The organism is Streptomyces sp. NPDC017676, from assembly GCF_044329325.1.
Lineage (GTDB): Bacteria > Actinomycetota > Actinomycetes > Streptomycetales > Streptomycetaceae > Streptomyces.
On the sequence record NZ_JBIRJA010000016.1, the window covers coordinates 212,824 to 233,270 of the forward strand.

Below are 20,447 nucleotides of genomic sequence, written 5' to 3' on the forward strand. Positions count from 1 at the left end.
TGGCCCGGTCGCGTTCGATCCTGTGAGCCCCCGCCCGCGCGTTCACCCTCCGCACACGCACCGGCCACCGAAGCCTCCCCGGCGGGACACGAACCGGCCCTAGACATGCACCCGTTCACCATCCCGGTCTGCATTTCTCGCGGGATCGCACAACTCCGCACATCGGCGGGGACCTTCCCGCGGACCGTTTCCGAGAGGCACAGGCATGCCGTCATCCGCCGGGCACCGCTCCCCCGTACTGAACCGGCGCGGGTTCCTCACGACCTCGCTGGCCGCGTCGGCGGGGGTGCTCGCCGCGCCGGCCGTCGCCGTCCGGCTGCCGGCGGCCGCCGCCGAGGCCGCGACCGCGCCGGCCGCGTTCGTGGACGACTACCGGACGAACACGCTCGCCAACCTGACGCCCGAGACCAACGCGGTCGTCCGCGTCCTCGGCGGCTTCGGCCGGCTGTGGAAGACCGGCTCCGCCTGGGACAGCGGCACCCCGCTGTCCCCCGGGATCCTGCGCGCCGACATGCGCTACTGCGCCCAGGTCACGGCCGAACGCACCGACGCGCAGGCCAAGGAGGCGTTCGTCCACGACCGCCGGCACCAGAGCTACGCCCTGATCGACGGCCTGGGCCCGCTGGCCGGCCCCTACCGGACGGGCGCGAAGGCGGTCACCTCGATCACGAGCGCGCCCGACGGCATCCCGGCGACCACCGTCAGCGACGCCGTTCCGGCGGACGCACCGGCGGGATCGGCCCTCGGCGCGGGCGCGCACGACTCGGCGCTGGGCAAGGTCGCGGAACTGGTCGACACCGTGCGCGGCCCGTACGCCTCCGGCAACCCGGCCAAGTACGCCCACCAGTACCCGCGGCCCTGGCGGCTGACCGAGGACAGCGAGGTCGTCGACACCGGCCGGACGGACGCCTTCGGCTTCCCGGTGTACGACTCCCCCGTCGCCGTGGCCCCGCAGCTGCTGCGCCAGCGCGGCACCTCGCCGGCCGACGACGGCGGCTTCCCCAGCGGTCACACCAACGCCTTCCACCTGGCCGCGCTGGCGTACGCGTACGCCGTACCCGAGCGGTTCCAGGAGCTGGTGACGCGGGCGTTCGAGCTGAGCCACACCCGGATCGTGGCCGGCATGCACCACACGGTCGACGTCATCGGCGGCCGGATCATGGCCACCGCGCTCGCCGCGGCCACGCTCGCCGACCCGGCCAACGCCGGGCTGAAGGCCGCCGCCCGCGCCCAGGCCCTGGCCTACCTCACGAAGCGGACCGGGACGACCGCCGACTCCCTGTACGCCTACGCCCACCCGGCCGGCGACCCGTACGCCGACCGGGACGCCAACCGGCGGGCGGTGCGGCACCGGCTGACGTACGTCCTGCCCCGGCAGGGCCGCGATCTGCCGCTGACCGTGCCGAAGGGCGCGGAGGTGCTGCTGGAGACCCGGCTGCCGTACCTGACCGCGGACCAGCGCCGCGAGGTGCTCCGCACCACCGCGCTGCCCTCCGGGTACGCGCTGCTCGACGGGTTCGAGCAGTGGGGGCGGCTGGACCTGTTCGCCGCGGCGGACGGGTACGGCGCCTTCGACGCGGGTGTCACCGTCACCATGGACGCCGCGGGCGGCGGTTTCTCGGCGGCCGACAGCTGGCGCAACGACATCGGCGGGCGCGGCGGACTGACCAAGCGGGGCACGGGCACGCTGACGCTGACCGGCCGCAACCGGTACACGGGCGGGACCGTGCTGGCCGGGGGCGTGCTGGTGGCCGGCTCCGAGGACGCGCTCGGGCACGGGCACGTGCGGGTGACGGGCGGCACGCTGCGGGTGGCGGGGCGGCTGCGGGTGCGCGGCGCCTGGGCCCAGGACGCGGGCACGCTGGAGGTCACCGTGCGGGCCGGCGGCAAGGCACCGCTGACCGTCGGGCACCGGGCCGTCCTCGGCGGCGCGGCCGCGCTGGCGCTGCGGCTGGACGCCGAACGGCCGCCGGCCGCGGGCAGCACGCTGCCGGTCCTCGCCGCGCCCCGGCTGGCCGGGCGGTTCGAGCGGATCGAGGTGAACTCCGACCGGCTGCGGGCCGTACCCGTGTACACGGCAGAAGGTCTGTCGGTGCGACTCGTGCGGCGGTGACGGCCGTGGGGGCGGCGGTGCGACGGTAGGGCCATGATCAGGCCCCTGGGCCCGCCCGCCCCCGCACGGCCCCTTCCGCCGCGGGACGGATGATGGCGCGCGAACAGCACTTGGTCCTCACCCCCGCCGCTCCCGCCGCGGTCCCGGTACGGCAGGGGCCGTCCGGGCGGTGGGCCCGGCTGCGCCGGCAGCGGCGGTGGCTGCCGCCGGTCCTGGTCGTCCTGCTCCTCGGGCAGATGGCCGCGGCGATGGTCACCACGGCGGTGCGGCAGACCCCCACCATCGACGAGCCGGTGTACGTGGCCACGGCGACCGACTACCTGCGCGAGCACCGGGTGCGGTACAACCCCGAGCATCCGCCGCTCGGGAAACTGCTGATCGCGGCCGGGGTGGCGGTGGCGGACCCGCGCTACGACCCCTCGTACACCGGCGATCAGGGGCAGGTGGGCCGGCACCTGCTGTACGCGTCGGGCAACGACCCCTGGCGGCTGATGCTGTGGGCGCGGCTGCCGGTGATCGCGGTGACGCTGCTGTGCGGGCTGGTGGTGTTCGCCTTCGCCCGGGACCTGACGGGTACGGCGGGCGGCCTGGTCGCGCTCGCCCTGTACGCGTTCTCGCCCGACGTGATCGCGCACGGTTCCCTGGCCACGCTGGACCTGCCGGCGGCCGGATGCGTGCTGACCTCGGCCTGGCTGGCATGGCGGGCCCGGCACCGCCCCGTGCTGTACCTGCCGCTCGCGGGGGCGGCGCTCGGCGCGGCCGCGGCGACCAAGATGAGCGCCCTGCCCGTGGTACCGGTGCTGATGGCGCTGGCGGCGCTGTCCGCCCTGACCGCCCACCGGTCCGCGCGGCTCCCGGGGCGGTGGCCCCTGCCCGGGCTCGGGGCGCGGCGGCCGGCGGTGTCGGCGCTGGTGGCCGCCGTCGTCGTCGCGGTCGTGGCCGTCGCCGTCGTGTGGGCCGCGTATCTCGTCGTCGACCCTCGGTTGCGGTTCGCGCCCGCCGAGCCGGTGCCGGGCGTGCACGGGCCGCGGGCGCGGCTGGTGGAGCTGCTGCCGGTGCCGCCGGCGTACCGGGCGGGGATGCGGGTGCAGTTCGGGCTGGAGGAGCAGCCCTGGCAGGGGTATCTGTTCGGGCGCCTGTACACCGGCTCGCTCTGGTACTACCTGCCGGCCGCGCTGCTGGTGAAGACCCCGCTGGGGCTGCTGGCGCTGGGCGCGGCCGGTGCCGTCGCGGTGGTGGCGGTACGGCGGCTGCGTCCCGCGGCGCCGTACCTGCTGCTGCCGCCGCTGGTGCTGCTCGCGGCGGCGATGACGGGGGCGCGGGACTTGGGCACCCGGTACGCGCTGTTCGTACCGGTGTTCCTCGCGGTGGCGGCGGCCTGTGTGCTCACCCTCCGGTGGCGGTGGCGCGGGCTCCTGGCCGGTGCCCTGGTGCTGTGGGTGGCGGTGGGTTCGCTGCGGACGTTCCCGTACTACCTGCCGTACGCCAACGAGGCGTTCGGCGGTCCGGCGCGCACCCACCGGCTGCTGCACGACTCGAACGTGGACTGGGGCCAGGACCTGGGCCGGCTCGCCGACCGGCTCCGGGAGCGGTACCCGGGCGAGCGGGTGTGGCTGGTGTACAAGGGCAGCGGCGTCCCGGCGTACTACGGCATCCACGCGACGGATCCGCGCACGGTGCCGCCGGAGCGGGTGCACGGGCTGCTGGTGGTGTCGGACTCCGCCGCCGCCAAGGCGCGCGGCCGGCTCGCGCAGCTGCTGGCGAGCAGCCGGCCGATCGGCGAAGTGGGCCATTCCATCGGCCTGTACCGGCGGTGAGCCCGGTTTCTCAACCCCCTGGTCACGACGGTCGGTGAGCTATGTTGAGTCCTCGTGGCAGACAAAGGAGGCCGACCGGTGCCCTCGCCGCAGCAGGCACGCGCACAGGCATCAGCGATCACGTCGGGCAAGGCGGTGCCCGCGGCCGAGGCCGCCCCGACCTCGCGGCTGAGGGAGCTCTTCGACGGCCCGCGTCTGTCGCCGGGGCAGCGGCGCATCGCCCAGTACCTGATCGAGCACATCACCGAGGCCGCGTTCCTGTCGATCACCGAGCTCGCCGACCGGGTGGGGGTCAGCCAGCCCTCCGTCACCCGCTTCGCCGCCGCCGTCGGCTTCAGCGGCTACCCGGCGCTGCGGGAGAAGCTCCAGTCGATCGCGCTGAGCAGCCTCGCCGGCGGGCCCGGCGAGGAGGACCGGGCCAACGAGCTGCAGGCGGCCGTGGACGCCGAGATCGAGAACCTGGAGAACCTGCGGCGGGACTTCGCCGACCCCGACCGGGTGATCCACGTCGGCCGCGAGCTGTCCCGCTCCACCCCGCTGACCGTGCTGGGCCTGCGGATCTCGGTGTCGCTCGCCGAGTACTTCGGCTACGCGGCCCGCCGCATCCACCCGGACGTGCGGCTGGTGACCCGCGGCGGCAGCGTGGCCTACGACGCGCTGCTCCAGTCCCGCGAGGCGGGCGGTAGCTGGGTGCTGGCGTTCGCCATGCCCCGGCACTCCCAGGAGACGCTGCACGCCGTCCGGGTGGCGCGCGGCGCGGGTCTGAAGGTCGCCCTGGTGACGGACCTGGCGCTCGGGCCGCTGGCCGACGAGGCCGACGTCACCTTCGCCACCGGCACCGGTTCCCGGCTGGTGTTCGACTCCTACGCCGCGCCCGGTGTGCTGGCCGCGGCGCTGTTGCAGGCCATGACCGACGCCGATCCCGAGCGCACCCAGGCCCGGCTGGAGAAGTACGAACAGCTCTCCGACGCGCACCAGTTCTTCCTCAAGGACTGAACCGAGCCCCGTACGGCCGATCCTTCCGCCGGCTCCGGGCATCCGTGAAGATCTTGCGGTCATCCGCGCCGTGGACGGGGACGATTCACCGCATAACGCGCATGAATGTTTTCATACGTCTTGCAAAGTAGTCGGCATATATAAATACTGCTCGGCGGGCTCCCCCGCTCGTCCGGGGCCCGCGCACGGACACCCTCCGCCGCCGTCCCTACCCACGCCGGCGCCCGGGGTGTACCGGGGTGCGCCGTCTGCGCGGCGCGCCCGTGGCGGCCCCGGTCATCCCCTAGACCGGGGCCGCCCCGAACCCGTCGGCCACCCTCCGACACCGCACACCGGAAGCGATGAAGATGCCCCTGACCAGCACGCGCATCAGCCCAGACTGGCCCTGTCAGGTCAAGACGCCGGGCTCGTACGACTGGGAGCGCTCGGCCACCAGGTGGCTGCGCGAGCTGATCCCCGCGCGCTACGCCAGCTACCCGGCCCTCATCCGGCACCCGGTGCTGCTGGCCCGGCACGCGCAGCTCCAGGTGCAGCAGGAGATCCGGGTAGCGCGGACCGCCCTGCAGACCGCGCGGGCCGAACTGCCCGTGCTCGGACTGCCCGAATCGGTGATCGAGCACACGATCAAGCTGTACGCGGCGGAGGTGTTGCAGTTGCAGCACATCGCGCGCAGCGTCCGCGTGGTCAGCGAGGCGCTGGCCGCCCGCGGCACGGCCCGCTGACCTGGCCGGGGCGCCCCCTCACCACTCCCTCGCCCTGCCTCGGCCCGGGCGCCTCCCCGCCGTTTCCCAGCCGTTTCCCAGCCGTCGATCCTGTCCACCGGTCGTGTGAATCCCGACCCGGCAGACGAGTGATCGAACGGGCACGGATGTGCAATGCTCATCGCGTGACGAGCGAGCCCCTGCCCCCGGTGGACCGCGGAACCAGCGCCGACCTCGCGGCGCTGGCCAAGGTCGTGGCCCGGCAGCGCGCCGAAATGGAACGGCTGCGGGACCTGGCCGCCACCTCCGCGGTCCTGGAGCGGGCCAAGGGCGTACTGATGGCCGTCACCTCCTGTACCCCGGACGCCGCCCACCAGGAGCTGGTCCAGCGCGCCAAGGACGGCAACCGCACCCTCCTCGAACAGTGCTGGCTCACCCTGGGCGCCCTGCCGCCCCGGCAGCAGCCCGCGACGCCGCCCGCCCCGGCCGCCGCCGTACGCCCCTGGGAGAGCGTGCCCGCCGGCACCACGGACCTGACCGGCGTCCTCGGACACATCGGCCGCGACCTGCTCCGGGTCGGCTCGCCGCACGAGCTGGCCGGATGCCTGCTGGACCACCTCGCGACCGAGGCGGGCGCCGACGCGGTGATGCTGTACGAGCGGCTGCCCGAGGGCGGGCTCGGACTGATCGGGTACGCCGGCATCGACCCCACCCTCGCCGCCCAGTGGCGCCAGCTCCCCCCGGTGACCAGCGTGGCGGCGCTGGACGCCCTGGAGTCCGGGGAGCCGCGCTGGCTGGAGGACGTCGCCCTGGACCGCACCCGGTACCTGCTCATCGGCGATCCGCCGGAGCGGTGGCTCACCCGGGCCTGGCTGCCCGTGCCGGCCGGGGACACCGCGTACGTCGCCCTCGGGGTGCTGCGCAGGCGCCCCGAGCCGTTCGCGGGGCGCGACCGGGAGCTGCTGCGGGCCGTGGCCCGGCTGTGCGCGGGCCGGCTGCGGGCCTTCGACAACCCGCGCGGCGGCGCGCCCGCGGACATCTCCCAGACCGTGCAGGCGGTGTTCGACGCGCTGCCGGGCGCGGCGATCCTGCTGAGCCCGCTGCGCGCCCCCTCCGGCGAGGTGGAGGACTACCTCATCGACGCCGCCACCCCGGAGGCGGTCGACGTGTTCGGCCGCACCGGCCGGGACATGGTCGGCAGGCGTGTCCTGGAGAGCTATCCGTCGGTCGCGGGCGAACCGCTGTGGCGGGGCTATCTGCAGGCCCTCGAAACCGGAGTTCCCTTCGAGGGCGAGCCGTTCGCCTACCAGGACGTGGTCGGCGAGGTGCCCGTGACCGCTATCTACACGGTGCGGGCCGCCCCGCTGGGCGAGCGCCTGGTGGTGACCTGGCTGCGGCACGACCCGGTGGAACGCCAGGAGCAGCGCCTGGCCGACGTGCAGCGGCTCGGCAACCTGGGCTGGGCGAACTGGAACCTGATCACCCAGGAAACCTCCTGGGCGACGCAGACGTACACCGTGCTCGGCCTGCACCCCGGGCAGCGGCCGGTCCGCCTGGAGGAGCTGCCCGACCTGGTGCTGCCCGACGACACGGGGCCGCTGGCCCATGCGATCGCCGAACTCGTCTCCCACGGGCACCCGTTCGACGTGCCGTTCCGTGTCGAGACGCCGGAGGGGGTCCGGCATCTGCGGATGGTCGCCGAGGCCGTCATGGCGGCCGACGGCACCCCGGTGGAGGTGCACGGGTTCGTCCAGGACCTCACCGCGCAGCGCAGCGCGGAACTCGCGCTGGTGGAGAGCGAGCGCGCGATGCTGCTCCAGCGCGGCATCCTCCAGGCCGAACGGGCACTGGCGGCCCGGCTCCAGCACGCCCTGCTGCCGCAGCCCAGCAAGCCGGTGCGGCTGGCCGGGCTGCGCGTCGAGGTCGCCTACCTGCCCGCGCAGGCCGGCATCCACGTCGGCGGGGACTGGTTCAGCGCCATCGAACTGCCCGACTACGACGCGCTGTTCGTGGTGGGTGACGTGGCGGGCCACGGCATCGACGCCGTGGCCACCATGGCCCAGCTCAGGTTCACCGCGAAGGGCATGGTCAGCACCGGCTCCTCGCTCACCGGGGCGCTGGCGCGGCTCAACCAGCTGCTGCTGCACTCCCGCGACAGCCAGATGACCGCCACCATGGTCCTCGCCCGCTACGACCCCGACCAGCAGGTCCTCGCCTGGGCGCAGGCGGGACACCCCCCGCCGCTGCTGGTGCGCCGGGGCGAGGTCCGCTTCCTCGACCGGCCCGGCGGCATGCTGCTCGGCGCGACGGCCGCCCCCGCCTACGAGTCGCGGGAGCTGCGGCTGGAACCCGGTGACCGGCTGCTGCTCTACACCGACGGCCTGGTCGAACGCCCCGGCGAGGGCCTGGACGCGGGCTTCGCCCGGCTGGCCGAGGCGGTCCGCGCCCACGGCCGCGGCGAGTCCGGCTCGCTGGACGCGCTGCTCGCGACGATGCTGGCGGACGAGCGGCGCGACGACGTGTGTGTGCTCGACATCCGGATGCCCCTGGAAGAGGTGCAGGAGGCGGCGGAGCCCGCGGAGGGCTGACGGCTGGTGTCCCCTCGGTCCAGGGGCGGCCGTGCTCAGTCCACGGGGTGGCCGGCGTCGATGGTGACGGCGTCGGAGAGGCGCAGCAGGGACCCGCCGCGGCCCTCGCCCCACTCGACGGGGTCGAGCACGAAGCCGACGTGGTCGCCGCCGTCGGTGCGCTGCAGGATGGCACCGACGAACCAGGCCGCCGTGTCCTCCAGGACGGCGGCGCCGCCGTGCCCCTCCCGCCAGGCGAGCCCCGCGAACTTGTCGACCTCGTCGCCCGTCTCGCCGCCGAAGAGTTCCGCCAGGTCCCGCTGGTCGCGGGTGAGCAGGTGGACGGCGAGGAACTGCGCGGCGCGGGCGACCCGGTATGTCTGGTTGACCTTGGACAGCCACACGGCGAACCGGGGCGGCTGGACGGAGCACTGTGAGGCGAAGCCGACCAGGCATCCGGCGCGCCTGCCGCTCGCCGCGGCGGTCACCACGCACATGTCCGGGTCGAGCCGGTCGAAGAAGCCGTCCAGGTCCGGTCGCGCCCGGCCGCCCCGCGTGCCGCTCTCGTCCGCCATGCCGTTCGCTCCTGTCCGCCGCCCGGTGCCGGCCCGCGCGGGCCGCGCGGTGGTCCTCGTGTGCCCGGTGTGCCGCTCATGAATCGTCGCCGGAGCCCGTGCGGGACTCCAGCGCGCGGCGCGTGTCGTTGCCGTAGACACCCGTCTCGTCACCACTGACGCCGTACCAGAGCTGGAAGCGGGCCACGGCCTCGGTGAGCGTGGTGTCGTAGGTGCCGCTGGTGGAGCCGTCGCGATAGACGTCCGGGACGCGCAGCAGGCGTTGTTGCAGGTCGGCGACGTCGGGCCCGGTGTCGCCCTGACGGAGGGTGCCGGGGCCGTCGGGGTCGGGCGCGGTGGTGGGGGTCGTCGGTTCGGCGGACGCGGTGGGGTGCGAGGGGCCGCCTGGTGCACCGGCCGGCGGTGCGGTCGTGGCCGGCGGGGCCGGGCGGGCGGTGACGGCGGCCTGCTGACGGCCGGGCAGGAGCAGGGCACAGCCGAAGCCGGCGAGGGCCGCCGCCACGACGGCCGCGGCCACCGTGGCCCGGCGCGGACCCCGGCCCGCGTGCGGTCCGGGGGCGGCCGAGGGGCGGGCGACCGGGGCGGGTACGGGCGGGAGTTCCTGGGTGTCGTCCTCGTGGGTCACCGGATCGGGCCGGATCTCCCGCATGAGTTCCGCGAGGGCGTCGAAGCGGCGCAGGCGCACGACCCGGACGGGCTCCAGGACCGGTCCGGGCGGCGGCTGTTCGGGGTCGGGCGGTGTCGGCACCTGGCTCTCCTTCCGTCCCGCGGGCCAGGGCGTCCGCGCGGCCCGCGTGCTCAGATACGGCGCCCAGCGCGGCCTCGTTCAGGAGCCCTGCGCTCACCCCTGACGAGGCGGTGGGCTCACGCGTGGAGGTGCCGTTGCATCCAGTCGGCCGCGGCGCGGCGGAACAGGCGCCGGTTGTCCGCACGCAGGAAGTCGTGCCCCTCGTCGCGCAGGGTCAGCAGTTCCGCGTGGACGCCCCGTTCCCGCGCGGCCCGAACGAACTGCTGGGACTCCCCCGGCGGCACGTTGGTGTCGTGTTCGCCGTGGACGGCCAGCAGCGGGACGCGCAGCGCGTCGATGCGGCTCATCGGCGACAGGGCTCGCAGCAGCTCACGGTCGCGCTCCGGGTGACCGTACTTGTGCGCCGCCGATTCCGCGATCCACGGCTCGGTACCGGCGAAGAAGGTGAGGAAGTCGGACATGCCGCAGACCGCGACCCCGGTGCGGAACAGGTCCGGGTGCCACACCAGGGAGGCGAACGTGAGGTAACCGCCGTACGAGCGGCCCATGACCGCGAGCCGCGTCGGATCGGCGGGGCCCGCGGTGACCGCGTGGACCGCGCAGTCCGCGACGTCGTCGAGGGCGGCGAAGCGGCCCGCGCCCAGGTCGGCGTCGACGAACGAGCGGCCGTGTCCCAGGGAGCCCCGGACGTCGGGTGCGAAGACGTCCAGGCCACGCCCGACCAGCTCGTGGTAGAGCGGGTTGAACACCGGGCGTTCCTGTTCCTCCGGGCCACCGTGCAGGTGGATCACACAGGGGGCCGGTTCGTCGGGGGCGCGCCCCGGCGCCCGGTAGTACCAGCCGCTCAGGGGCAGCCCGTCCCGCGCGGTCAGGCGGACGGGGACGGGGCGGACCGGTGGGCGGCCCGGCGGGACGGCGTCCTCGTCCTGGGAGGACCACGGGGTGCGCAGCAGCGACACGCCCTCGTGGGCCCACCACAGACCCGGGCGGCGCTGCGACCCCGACAGCGCGAGCAGCAGGCGCCCGGCACCGGCGGCGGTCACACGGGTGACGACCTCGTGGGGCAGGGGCAAGGCCCTCGCCGGACCCGTGCCGTCCGGGGTCCGCCCCGTCACGTCCGGGGTCCGCCCCGTCAGGCCCGGGGCCTGCCCCGTCAGGCCCGGGACCTGCCCCGTCACGCCCGGGACCTGCCCCGTCAGGCCCGGGGCCTGCCCCGTCAGGCCCGGGACCTGCCCCGTCAGGCCCGGGACCTGCCCCGTCACGCCCGGGACCTGCCCCGTCACGCCCGGGACCTGCCCCGTCACGCCCGGGACCTGCCCCGTCGGGCCCGGGGTCCGTCCCCTCGGGAAGGTCTCGACGAGTTCCAGTTCGCTCGCGCCTCGCACGTTCCAGGCGAGCGCGGCGGTGCGGCCGTCGTGAGCGAGGGCGAAGAGTTCCAGGTCGCTTCCCGCGCGCTCCGCCGCGACCGACACGGTATGCGGCCGGCCGTCGGCGTCCAGGGCCACCGCGAGGAGTGCCGCGTACTCACGGTCGTCGTTGCTGCGCAGCCACAGCGTCCGCGCGTCCGGGGAGAACCGGCCGATCCACGGGTCGCCGTCGGCGACCGGCACGACGAGGGTGGTCACCGAGTCGGCGGTGCGCAGGACGACCGCCTCGCGCCGTCCGCGCGGCCCCCGGCGCAGCAGCGCGAGGCCGCCGTCAGGGCTGAGGTCGCAGGCGCGCAGCGATGCGGCGTGGGTCTCGGTGGTGAGCAGGACCGGCGAGGCCAGACCGTCGGGATCGATCAGGTAGACCGACAGGCCGCCGTCGGGCCGGGCCGCCGGAGCCGTGCTGCCGGTGGGGGTCCCGTCCGGCGCCGTCCCCGAGGCGGCGTCGTACGCGGGCGGGCCGAGGAGCGTGGCGTGGCCGTCCCGCTCCGCCCAGTCGGCCCCGGGGCGCATCCCGGCGAGCCCGTCGTCCGCCGGGCCGGAGTCCGTCAGCGCCTGCCTCGCGAGGCCCCCGTAGGCGGCGGCCGGAGCCGCGACCGTGACGGCGACGGCCGAGCCGTCGTGCGCCCAGCAGCCCAGATAGGCGGAACTGGCCGGATCGGCACCCGCCAGGATGCGGCGGCCGGTGCCGTCGGGCCGCACGCAGAGCACCCGTGAGTGCTCACCGCCGCCCGGCGCCGTCGTGTAGGCGATCCAGCGGCCGTCCGGTGACCAGGAGACCTCCTTGACCGGGTCCGGTGAGGAGTCGAGCAGCCGCACCTCGTCGCCGTGGACGGGCCCGGCCCACAGCTGGGGGACGCCCCCTCGGTCACAGATGAAGGCCGTCTCGCCGCCGTCGGCGTTCGCGGACGGGTACCAGCAGCCGTGCGCGCGCAGCCGTGTCACCGCGTCTCGCGGGCCGCCCGCCTCGGGCAGCGGCACCGGTGCGGGGGCGGCGGCACGGGCAGCGTCGAGAAGGTCCCCGGTACGGCTGTCCGGGGACCGGACGGGGACCGGACCGGTCGGACCCGGTGGTCCGGAGCGGATGACGGCGGCCGGGCCGTGCACCGCCCGCGCGCCCCGGTCGTCGGTCACCTGATTCCGTGGGTCTGCAGCCATATCTCCAGCACAGCGATCTGCCACAGCGCGTTCGCGCCCCGCCTGGTCCGGTGCTCGTCGGGCGCCCTGAGGAGTTCCGCCACGTAGGCGTCCCGGTACACCCCGCGTCGCCTTGCCTCCGGCGCGTGAAGTGCCTCCCGCACGCGGCGGAGGACGGGACCCGCCATGTGCCGGATGGCCGGCACGGGGAAGTAGCCCTTGGGGCGGTCGACGACCTCGTGGGGCAGCAGCTTCCGGCCCGCCTCCTTCAGCACGCCCTTGCCGCCGTCGGCCAGTTTGAGTTCCGGCGGGCAGGCCGCCGCCAGCTCGACCAGTTCGTGGTCCAGGAACGGCACGCGGGCCTCCAGGCCCCAGGCCATCGTCATGTTGTCGACCCGCTTGACGGGGTCGTCGACGAGCATGACGTGCGTGTCCAGCCGGAGAGCGGCGTCCAGCGCCGTCTCCGCCCCCGGTCGCGCCATGTGCTCCCGTACGAAGCGTCCCGAGATGTCGTCGTGGGGCAGCATCTCGGGCCGCAGGACCCGGGCGAGGTCGGCGTGCGACCGGTCGAAGTAGGTCGCGGCGTACCGCTCCGGCTCGTCCTCGCGGGGGACCGACGCCAGCTCCGGGTACCAGTGGTAACCGGCGAAGACCTCGTCGGCGCCCTGCCCGCTCTGCACGACCTTCACCTCCTTGGACACCTGCTCGGACAGCAAGTGGAAGGCGACCACGTCGTGGCTGATCATCGGCTCGCTCATCGCCTCGAACGCCCCGTCCAGGGCCGTCGACACCCGTTCGGAGGGCACCATCAGCCGGCGGTGGTCGGTGCCGAACTCCCGGGCCACCAGGTCGGAGTAGCGGAACTCGTCGCCCTCCTCGCCGCCCTCCGTCTCGAACCCGACGCTGAACGTCATCAGGTCGCGTTGGCCCTCGTCGGCCAGCAGGGCGACGATGAGGCTGGAGTCGAGGCCGCCGGAGAGCAGGACACCGACCGGCACGTCGGCCACCGTGCGCCGGCGCACGGCCACGCGCAGCGCGTCCAGCACCGCGTCCCGCCATTCGTCGGCCGTCATGCCGGCGTGCTCGGGCCGGCGCGTGTAGGACGGCTGCCAGTAGCAGTGGTCCTGGTACGTGCCGTCCGGCTCGACGACCCGCACGGTGGCCGGGGGGAGCTTGCGCACCCCGTTGAGGACGGTGCGCGGCGCCGCGACCGTGGCGTGCCAGCTCAGGTACTGGTGCAGGGCCACCGGATCGAGCGAGGTGTCCACGTCACCGGCGGCCAGCAGAGCGGGCAGCGTGGAGGCGAAACGGAGCCGGCCCGGCGTCCGCGCCAGGTACAGGGGCTTGATCCCGAGCCGGTCCCGGGCGAGGACGACGCGGCCCGTCCGGTGCTCGACTATGGCGAAGGCGAACATGCCGCGGAAGTGCTCCACGCACGCGGTTCCCCACTGCCGGTAGGCGTTGAGCACCACCTCGGTGTCCGACGTCGACGCGAAGCGGTGGCCGAGGCGGCGCAGCTCCTCCCGCAGCTCCGGATAGTTGTACACGCAGCCGTTGAAGACGCCGGTGATCTCGCCCCGGGCGTCCGTCATGGGCTGGGATCCGCTGTCCGACAGGTCGATGATCTTCAGGCGGCGATGTCCCAGCGCGACCGCGCCCCGTCTCCAGGTCCCCTGTCCGTCGGGTCCGCGGTCGGCGAGCCGCTCCGTCATGCGTGCGACGGCCGCGAGATCGGGCGAGCGCCCGTCGAAGCGGACCTCCCCGCTCAGACCGCACATGACGCCCCGCCTCCGTCCGGCGCACCGGCGCGCCCCCCGGTGCTGAGCTGGGCGGTACTGGGATACATGACGCTCCCTTCTGTTGACGACGGAACCTGTCGCGCGGCTCGCGGAGCGGCGACTGCCACTGCCGGCGTACCGCGGCGAACGCGGGCCGGGCCGGCGCCCTGACGACTGCAGGAACAGAGACCGGCGGCTGCGGCGGCTTGTGTCGTCTTCGAGTGCCCAGGCCCCGGGCGGGTAAGCCCCGCACCGCGCACTCGACGCGCCGACCGTGGTGCACTCGGTCTATGAACCACGCCCGGACCGATCCCGTGGGCCCGGTCCCCAGCTCGGGCCCGGAGCTGATCACCTTCGGCCACGGCACGGCCGGCCGGCAGACGCTGGCGGAGCTGCTGCGGGAGGCCGGTGTCACCGCCGTCGTGGACGTCAGGACCGCGCCGGGCAGTCGCCGCGATCCGGACCTGGGGCGAGAGCGGCTCGCCGAGTGGATGCCCGAGGAGCACATCGCCTACCGGTGGGAGCGGCGGCTGGGCGGGTGGCGCAAGCCGCCGCCGGACTCACCCGACACCGTCTGGCGCAACGAGTCCTTCCGGGGCTACGCCGCTCACACCCGCAGCGCGGAGTTCGTGACCGCGATGGACGGCGTGCTGCACCAGGCGGGCGGGGAACGTACCGCGGTGATGTGCAGCGAGGCGGTGTGGTGGAGGTGCCACCGGCGCCTGATCGCCGACTTCGCCGTGCTGGCCCGCGGCGCGGTCGTCCTGCACCTGATGCACGACGGGCACCTCACGGCGCACAGCGCGACGCCAGGTGTCCGTCTCCGCGGTGACGGCCTGCTGGTCTACGACGACGGTCCGCGAGCGGCGGAGTGAGGTCCCGCGCAGGGGAGGCATCGGCGTGCCAGTCCGCGGGCACCCCGGTGCGCTGCGGGTGTGGCGGGCGCCCGGTGGGGCACGCGTGGTGCGGTCCAGCCGAGTCGAGGACGGTGCCACGATGACCGAGTACCAGCGTTCCCGCGTCCCGCACGCCCGCCCCCTGGCACACGGGGCGACCCACGGTCTCCGTACCGGCCGCACCGGGCGGTCACGCGCGGCCGGCAACGCCGGCTGACCGGGTCCGGAGCACGCCATGGGACGCCCGAAGCAGTACGCCGTCGCCGCCTCCGGACAGTGGACCGACGAGGAGGAGGGCCGGCGCCGGCTGCCCGCGGGAGAGGTCCACGCGTGGGAGCCGGGTCTCAACCAGACCGTCTGCGGACTGTCCCTCAGCCGCTCGCGGCTGACGCGCTTCCCGCACATCGGCTGGGCGGACACCTTCCCGGAATCCGGGGGCGCCGCGGACCGGGTGCGGCGCGTGTGCCCACGCTGCGCGTCCGTGGCCGGACGCCGGGGCGGTGACGCTCGGCCACGCTGGCACCGCACCGATCCCCGGCCCTGAACGGCCGTCGGTGGGCGAGGTGTCCGGGTGATCCGCCGCTCACCGTCGGGCCGGTACGAGCACTCCCCGCGCGAACCGGCTCAGGGACGCCGTGAACGCGGTGACGAAGGCGTCCCTGGCCTCCTCCGGGAGCGCGTCGAGGGACAAGTAGGGGTTGAGGTCCTCCAGTTCGACCAGCAGCAGGCCCCCGTCCGCGGCGCGGCAGGCGTCGACGCGCTGGATGCCGTGGCCGAGGTCGTTCCAGTCGATGAACCGGCGGGCGAACTCCAGGTCGGCGGCGGTCGCCTGGTACGGCCGCAGCTCCCAGCGGCGCTCCGGGTCGGGGGCGTGGAGGGCGTACTGGAAGTCGTCGTCGACGAAGTAGAAGGACACCTCGTAGGCGAAGTCGACGCACGGCTGGATCAGGACGTCCCCGGTGGCGAGTCCGGCGACCCCGCCCGCGGGGACGATCCGCAGGCCGAGGGAGTCGGCGCCCTGCTTCGGCTTGACCACGTACCGCTCGGCGGCCGGCAACCGGTCCAGGTCCTCGGCGCGGTCGACGGTCGGGATCACGGGGAAGCCGGCGGCGGTCAGGTCGAGCAGGTACTGCTTCCCGGCCATGTCGGCCTTGCCGGTGAGCGGGTTGTACACCCGGGTCCCGGCGGCGAGCGCCCGCGCGCGGAAGGCCTCGTACTCCTTGCGGTAGCCGAGGACGGGCCCGCTGTTGCGCACGACCACGGCGTCGAAGCCGTCCATCAGGGCCGCCGCGTCCACCGGATGACACAGGGCCAGGTCGAAGTGGGCGCGCAGCCGGGACGTGAGGTGGATGTCCTCGTCGCAGTAGCGGCGCCCGCGTGCCTGGTACGCCAGGTCGGTGACGTAGAGCAGGCGCGGGCGGGCGGCGGGCATGGGGGCTCCTCGGGGCGGCGCGGGGCTGCGGGTGTGTGGTGCGGGTGAGTGGTGCGGCGCGGTGGTGCGGGGCCGGTGCCGGCGGCGTCTTCGACGGCGGCGGTGACGGCGGAGAAAGGTTACGCCGCAGGGTGCGGCGACTTTCGGCCACCCCCAGCCACCACCCATCTCCCGCCCCGCACCTCACAGCCCGTTCCGGCCGCTTCACGGTGACCTCAGAAGCACTCAGTTCCCCCGGAAAGACTCTCGCGCTGCACTGAGTGTCACGAATCCGGTCCGGGTGCTACGTTCCCGTCCATGAGCTCCAGCAGCGCGGCGCCGGCCGCGAAGCCGCCGATCCGGGACGCCCTGGTGGCGGCGGCCTTCCGGCTCTTCCTGGAACGCGGGTACGAGCAGACCACCGTGGACGACATCGTCGCCCTGGCCGGGGTGGGCCGGCGCTCGTTCTTCCGCTACTTCCCCTCCAAGGAGGACGTGGTCTTCCCCGACCACGAGCGCTGCCTGGCCGACATGACCGCCTTCCTCGCGGCGGGCGGCGCGGAACACGAGCCGGTGCGGCGGGTGTGCGACGCGGCCCGGCTGGTGCTGCGGATGTACGCCGAGAACCCGGCCTTCTCCGTGCAGCGCTACCGCCTCACCCGGCAGGTGCCGGGCCTGCGGGCGTACGAACTGTCGGTGGTGTGGCGCTACGAACGCGCGCTCGCCGAGTACCTCCGCGCCCGTTTCGCGGGACGGCCCGACGGGACCCTGCGGGCCGACGTGATCGCCGCCGCGGTCGTCGCCGCGCACAACAACGCCCTGCGCTCCTGGCTGCGGTCGGAGGGCAGGGGTGACCCGGGAGCCGCCGTGGACCACGCTCTGGGGTACGTGCAGAAGACGTTCGGCCGGACGGCGGACGCTCCGCCGGCCTCCGCCCGGGCCGGGTCGGTGACGGCCGGCGCGCAGGCGCGTCAGCCCGACGACGTGGTGGTGCTGGTGTCCCGCCGCGACGCGCCGCTGTGGCGGGTGGTGCAGGAACTGGAGACGGCGCTCGGCAGGGGTTGACCCGGAACAGGGGTGATTAGGGGTACCGAGTGCCTTTACGAGTGACACTCAGTGCCATACTCTGTCGGCGTGCACGGTGGCACGGCAACCGCGCACACGTGTGCCCGGTCCGCCCCGGGCACGCGGGATTCCGGCCGAGCGCAGGGAGTTGACCAGCGTGTACCACCACTCAGCAAGCACCTCGCATCCGGTGGCCGGTTCCGCGGCGGGCGTTCTCGATCCCGCCGCCACGGACTCCAAGGACGCCATCCTCTTCCAGCGCTGCACCTGGTGCGGCACCGCGATGTACCACCGGCTGCTGTGTCCCGTCTGCCAGGGCAGCGAGTTGCGCACGGAGCGCAGCGAGGGCGTCGGCACGGTCCGGCACTCCACGGTGGTGCACCGCAACACACCGGCGGCGCGCAATGTGTCGCTGATAGAGATGGCCGAGGGGTTCGTCGTCCGGGGCCGGGTCATGGGTCCGCCGATCGGCATCCACAGCGGCGACCGGGTGCGGCTGTCCACCGCCAAGGACCCGGTGCGCGGGGAGCCGGTCTTCCAGCTGATGGACGAGCCGTACCGGGCCTGGACCTGACCGCCGTACACCGCCGTACCCCACCGGCACGGTGCCGCTGACACCACGGCCGGATCCCCTCCTCCCGCGCGGACGTTGCCGCTGACCGCCGCCTGCCGCGCCGGACTCGACCCGGGTCAAGTCGACCGGGGGCTTTGAGCCGTCCGGTTCGGTACCTGACGGCTCGTATGACGCCGGTGCCGTAGGGCCCTCACTCCCCGAGGGTCACCCGGACGCCGACGGTGCCGTCCAGGCCGCGCCGGAGCCGGCTGCCCAGCAGGGTGAGGCGGCCGAGGAGGCCGTACTTGCGGGCGATCAGGCTCCGGTAGCGGGCGGTGGTGGCCGGATCGGCGATCTCGGCGGTGGCCGGCACCTGGTCGCCGGTCGGGTTGCCGCGCACGTCGCACGGGCCGACGAGGACGTCCGGGCGGCGCCGGATCCGCTTGACCTTCCCGCTGTCGGCCGCCGTCCACACCCCGAGCGTGCCGTCGTCCCGGACGACCCACACCGGGGTCGCGACGGGCGTGCCGTTCTTCCGGTGGCTGGTCAGCAGCAGGTACTTGCCGGACCCGAGCCGGTCGAGCCGCGTGTCGTCCATGCCCGCAGTGTAGGAGGGCGGCCCGCACCCGGCGAAGCCCGGTGACTCGGGCGGCCCGACGGGCGGGTGGTGACGTGCGGGAGGCTGGTCGTGCGGCCCGGTCGGGCCGAGGGGCCGTGACGTGACCGGAGACGGAGTCGGCGGAACGCGGGAGCGGCGGAACGCGGGAGCGGCGGGACGCGGTGCGGGGCCGCGTCCGGGTCCGAGGCCGCCGGGATGCTGCGCCGGCTCGCCGCGCAGCGGCGACAGGCGGACGCCTACCGGGCGCGGATGCGGGTGGCGCCGGCCCTCTTCCCGATGCTCAACGGAAACGGCCCCACCCGCGATTGATCGTGGATGTTGCGCCTTGAGGAGTGGGGGCTAGGCTCGTGGCTGATCACGGTTACTGACGAGGGGGTTCCGAGGCATGAGCGGGAGAGTGACGGCGGTCAGCAGCAACGGGGAGTACTCGTTCACGAAGCCGAACCGGGACAGCGTCAGACTGGTCGCCGGACTCGGTGTGGAGGGGGACGTGCACGCCGGTGTGACGGTCAAGCACCGCTCGCGCGTCGCGCAGGATCCCACTCAGCCGAATCTGCGCCAGGTCCACCTCATTCATGAAGAGCTCTTCGCCGAGGTCGGCGAAGCAGGGTTTAAGGTGGCGCCCGGCGAACTCGGCGAGAACATCACCACGCGCGGCATCGATCTGCTCGGTCTGCCGGTCGGCACATTGCTGCGCATCGGTGACTCCGCGGTCTTGGAAGTCACCGGCCTCCGCAATCCCTGCCTGCAGATCGACAAGTTCCAGGACGGGCTGCTGAAGCAGGTCGTCGGCCGCGACGAGGCGGGGAACATCGTGCGCAAAGCCGGAATCATGAGCATCGTGAGGGAAGGTGGCGTGGTGTGCCCTGGCGACACGATCGAAATGGAACTTCCCAGCGGTCCGCACCGACCTCTGGACCGGGTCTGACCCGCTTCACGGGCAGGCCGTGACATGACGACGGCCGCGCGGGCTCTTGAGGTGTGAAGATCAAGCAGGCCCGCGCGGCCATGGCCCATCCTGCCTTCTGCGGCGTCGCGCGCCAACATCTCGGCGAGTTGATCGAAGAACTCGCGCCACGCTGGGAAGCGCGCTGCGAGTCCGCGCGGCACGAGCGGCGCCGGGGCGCCCGCCGACGGCAGGCCGGGGCCGGACCGAAGTACGAACTGGTCTTCACCGACCGGCTGCTGGCCACCCTGGTTCACCTGCGCACCGGCCTCACCCACGAGGCCCTCGGCGTGATCTACGAGGTGGGCTCCTCCACCATCGGCCGCGCCATCAGCGAGATCCGCCCGCTTCTGGCGGAGCGCGGATTCGCCATCCCCGACCGGCTCGGCCTGCGACTGCACACCCTGGAGGACGTGTTCGCCTACGCCGCCGCCGAGAACATCACCCTGCGCATCGACGGCACCGAGACCCAGGTCCGGCGCCCCAGGGCCAACAGGCCCGGCAGGCGGGCCTTCGTCTCCGGCAAGCGCAGGCAGAACACCATCAAGACCACCACGATCAGCGACCATCGGGGCCGCACCCTGTGGTCCGGCGCGATGCGTCCCGGCCGGATGCACGACCAGACCTGCGTGCGCACCGAGGGCATTGCCGAGCAGTTCCGCTTGCAGCCCGGTGTGAAAGCCGAGGTCGACGAGGGTTACCGGGGACTGGCCAACGAGTTCCCTGACCAGGTCAGCGCCCCGCCGAGAAAACCGAAAGGTTTTGACGAGGCGCCGCTGACCGAACGGTACGGGTGGCGCGAGCAGCGGCGTCGTCAGTCCTCCCGACGGATGTGCGTCGAGCACGCCAACGCCGAACACCGGCAATGGCGCACGCTGCAGCGGTACACCGGACGACGCGAGGACTACGGCGACACCCACCGGGCCATCGCCGGCCTGGTCTCCGACCGCGCCGCCAATCGGGCCACCCGGCACAAGCCGAGCACCGAACTCGTGCTCGTCCGCACGACGGCCTGCTGAATCACCCACCAGCCGAACATCCAGGTCGGCACGGCCCGCCACCATTCGTGGGGCAGCCCGAAAACCCGGGCCGGGCGGC

Annotated in this window: 17 protein-coding genes; 11 read left to right on the forward strand and 6 right to left on the reverse strand. The window is 74.2% G+C overall.

The window, feature by feature from the left end; genetic code table 11:
• Nucleotides 1-205 precede the first annotated feature (205 nt).
• From ACH4LD_RS31480 to ACH4LD_RS31500, 5 genes are all read left to right on the forward strand, one after another.
• Nucleotides 206-2,113 carry a phosphatase PAP2 family protein gene (locus ACH4LD_RS31480; protein ID WP_398057398.1) on the forward strand — a complete coding sequence of 636 codons (1,908 nt, stop codon included), beginning with the start codon at nt 206-208 and terminating at the stop codon, nt 2,111-2,113.
• 89 nt (nt 2,114-2,202) lie between these two features.
• Nucleotides 2,203-3,930 (forward strand): ArnT family glycosyltransferase, encoded by a 1,728-nt coding sequence (locus ACH4LD_RS31485; protein WP_398057397.1) that lies wholly within the window; start codon nt 2,203-2,205, stop codon nt 3,928-3,930.
• Nucleotides 3,931-4,008: 78 nt separating this feature from the next.
• Entirely contained in the window at nt 4,009-4,926 is a 918-nt protein-coding gene (locus tag ACH4LD_RS31490; protein WP_398057395.1) for a MurR/RpiR family transcriptional regulator, read from the forward strand.
• Nucleotides 4,927-5,267: 341 nt separating this feature from the next.
• Nucleotides 5,268-5,648: a hypothetical protein gene (locus tag ACH4LD_RS31495; RefSeq protein WP_181140462.1), complete on the forward strand. Its 381-nt coding sequence runs from the start codon at nt 5,268-5,270 to the stop codon at nt 5,646-5,648.
• A 146-nt stretch (nt 5,649-5,794) separates the two neighbouring features.
• A complete protein-coding gene (locus ACH4LD_RS31500; protein WP_398057393.1) occupies nt 5,795-8,215 on the forward strand; it encodes a SpoIIE family protein phosphatase in 2,421 nt (806 codons plus the stop codon).
• 35 nt (nt 8,216-8,250) lie between these two features.
• On the opposite strand, the gene ACH4LD_RS31505 is transcribed toward ACH4LD_RS31500, so the two are convergent.
• The 4 genes from ACH4LD_RS31505 to ACH4LD_RS31520 all read right to left on the reverse strand — a co-directional run bounded on the left by ACH4LD_RS31505 (nt 8,251) and on the right by ACH4LD_RS31520 (nt 13,859).
• Entirely contained in the window at nt 8,251-8,769 is a 519-nt protein-coding gene (locus ACH4LD_RS31505; protein WP_398057392.1) for a flavin reductase family protein, read from the reverse strand.
• A 76-nt stretch (nt 8,770-8,845) separates the two neighbouring features.
• On the reverse strand, nt 8,846-9,517 hold the full coding sequence (locus ACH4LD_RS31510) for a peptidoglycan-binding protein (RefSeq protein WP_398057391.1): 672 nt from the start codon (nt 9,515-9,517) through the stop codon (nt 8,846-8,848).
• A gap of 116 nt (nt 9,518-9,633) precedes the next feature.
• Complete coding sequence (locus ACH4LD_RS31515; RefSeq protein WP_398057390.1) at nt 9,634-12,078, reverse strand: prolyl oligopeptidase family serine peptidase; 2,445 nt, start codon at nt 12,076-12,078, stop codon at nt 9,634-9,636.
• Nucleotides 12,075-13,859: an N-acetylglutaminylglutamine amidotransferase gene (locus ACH4LD_RS31520; protein WP_398057389.1), complete on the reverse strand. Its 1,785-nt coding sequence runs from the start codon at nt 13,857-13,859 to the stop codon at nt 12,075-12,077. Before ACH4LD_RS31520 ends, ACH4LD_RS31515 begins: the two co-directional genes overlap by 4 nt.
• A 290-nt stretch (nt 13,860-14,149) precedes the next feature.
• Between ACH4LD_RS31520 and ACH4LD_RS31525 the strand changes: the two genes are divergently transcribed.
• Together ACH4LD_RS31525 and ACH4LD_RS31530 are read left to right on the forward strand one after the other, a co-directional pair.
• Nucleotides 14,150-14,734, forward strand: a complete 585-nt coding sequence (locus ACH4LD_RS31525; protein WP_398057388.1) for a DUF488 family protein — start codon at nt 14,150-14,152, stop codon at nt 14,732-14,734.
• A 256-nt stretch (nt 14,735-14,990) separates the two neighbouring features.
• Nucleotides 14,991-15,299, forward strand: a complete 309-nt coding sequence (locus ACH4LD_RS31530) for a hypothetical protein (RefSeq protein ID WP_398057387.1) — start codon at nt 14,991-14,993, stop codon at nt 15,297-15,299.
• 39 nt (nt 15,300-15,338) lie between these two features.
• On the opposite strand, the gene ACH4LD_RS31535 is transcribed toward ACH4LD_RS31530, so the two are convergent.
• On the reverse strand, nt 15,339-16,187 hold the full coding sequence (locus tag ACH4LD_RS31535) for a hypothetical protein (protein ID WP_398057386.1): 849 nt from the start codon (nt 16,185-16,187) through the stop codon (nt 15,339-15,341).
• Nucleotides 16,188-16,484: 297 nt separating this feature from the next.
• On the opposite strand from ACH4LD_RS31535, the gene ACH4LD_RS31540 reads away from it, so the two are divergent.
• A complete protein-coding gene (locus ACH4LD_RS31540; RefSeq protein WP_398057385.1) occupies nt 16,485-17,231 on the forward strand; it encodes a TetR family transcriptional regulator in 747 nt (248 codons plus the stop codon).
• Between the two features lie 157 nt (nt 17,232-17,388).
• Nucleotides 17,389-17,805, forward strand: a complete 417-nt coding sequence (locus ACH4LD_RS31545) for a zinc ribbon domain-containing protein (RefSeq protein WP_132785735.1) — start codon at nt 17,389-17,391, stop codon at nt 17,803-17,805.
• A gap of 190 nt (nt 17,806-17,995) precedes the next feature.
• On the opposite strand, the gene ACH4LD_RS31550 is transcribed toward ACH4LD_RS31545, so the two are convergent.
• Nucleotides 17,996-18,382, reverse strand: a complete 387-nt coding sequence (locus ACH4LD_RS31550; protein WP_132785734.1) for a PPOX class F420-dependent oxidoreductase — start codon at nt 18,380-18,382, stop codon at nt 17,996-17,998.
• A 406-nt stretch (nt 18,383-18,788) separates the two neighbouring features.
• Here ACH4LD_RS31550 and ACH4LD_RS31555 point away from each other — a divergent pair, with 406 nt between their 5' ends.
• Both ACH4LD_RS31555 and ACH4LD_RS31560 read left to right on the forward strand, forming a co-directional pair.
• Nucleotides 18,789-19,331, forward strand: coding sequence for an MOSC domain-containing protein (locus ACH4LD_RS31555; RefSeq protein ID WP_397981475.1), 543 nt, complete (start codon nt 18,789-18,791; stop codon nt 19,329-19,331).
• Between the two features lie 80 nt (nt 19,332-19,411).
• Nucleotides 19,412-20,368, forward strand: a complete 957-nt coding sequence (locus ACH4LD_RS31560; RefSeq protein WP_398057563.1) for a transposase family protein — start codon at nt 19,412-19,414, stop codon at nt 20,366-20,368.
• Nucleotides 20,369-20,447 lie beyond the last annotated feature (79 nt).

Coding starts and splice junctions, on each gene's coding strand:
- ACH4LD_RS31555 (WP_397981475.1), top strand. CDS start 18,789: ATGAGCGGGAGAGTGACGGCGGTCAGCAGCAACGGGGAGTACTCGTTC.
- ACH4LD_RS31500 (WP_398057393.1), top strand. CDS start 5,795: ATGTGCAATGCTCATCGCGTGACGAGCGAGCCCCTGCCCCCGGTGGAC.
- ACH4LD_RS31525 (WP_398057388.1), top strand. CDS start 14,150: ATGAACCACGCCCGGACCGATCCCGTGGGCCCGGTCCCCAGCTCGGGC.
- ACH4LD_RS31550 (WP_132785734.1), bottom strand. CDS start 18,382: ATGGACGACACGCGGCTCGACCGGCTCGGGTCCGGCAAGTACCTGCTG.
- ACH4LD_RS31495 (WP_181140462.1), top strand. CDS start 5,268: ATGAAGATGCCCCTGACCAGCACGCGCATCAGCCCAGACTGGCCCTGT.
- ACH4LD_RS31485 (WP_398057397.1), top strand. CDS start 2,203: ATGATGGCGCGCGAACAGCACTTGGTCCTCACCCCCGCCGCTCCCGCC.
- ACH4LD_RS31560 (WP_398057563.1), top strand. CDS start 19,412: ATGGCCCATCCTGCCTTCTGCGGCGTCGCGCGCCAACATCTCGGCGAG.
- ACH4LD_RS31535 (WP_398057386.1), bottom strand. CDS start 16,187: ATGCCCGCCGCCCGCCCGCGCCTGCTCTACGTCACCGACCTGGCGTAC.
- ACH4LD_RS31530 (WP_398057387.1), top strand. CDS start 14,991: ATGGGACGCCCGAAGCAGTACGCCGTCGCCGCCTCCGGACAGTGGACC.
- ACH4LD_RS31520 (WP_398057389.1), bottom strand. CDS start 13,859: ATGTGCGGTCTGAGCGGGGAGGTCCGCTTCGACGGGCGCTCGCCCGAT.
- ACH4LD_RS31540 (WP_398057385.1), top strand. CDS start 16,485: ATGAGCTCCAGCAGCGCGGCGCCGGCCGCGAAGCCGCCGATCCGGGAC.
- ACH4LD_RS31505 (WP_398057392.1), bottom strand. CDS start 8,769: ATGGCGGACGAGAGCGGCACGCGGGGCGGCCGGGCGCGACCGGACCTG.
- ACH4LD_RS31480 (WP_398057398.1), top strand. CDS start 206: ATGCCGTCATCCGCCGGGCACCGCTCCCCCGTACTGAACCGGCGCGGG.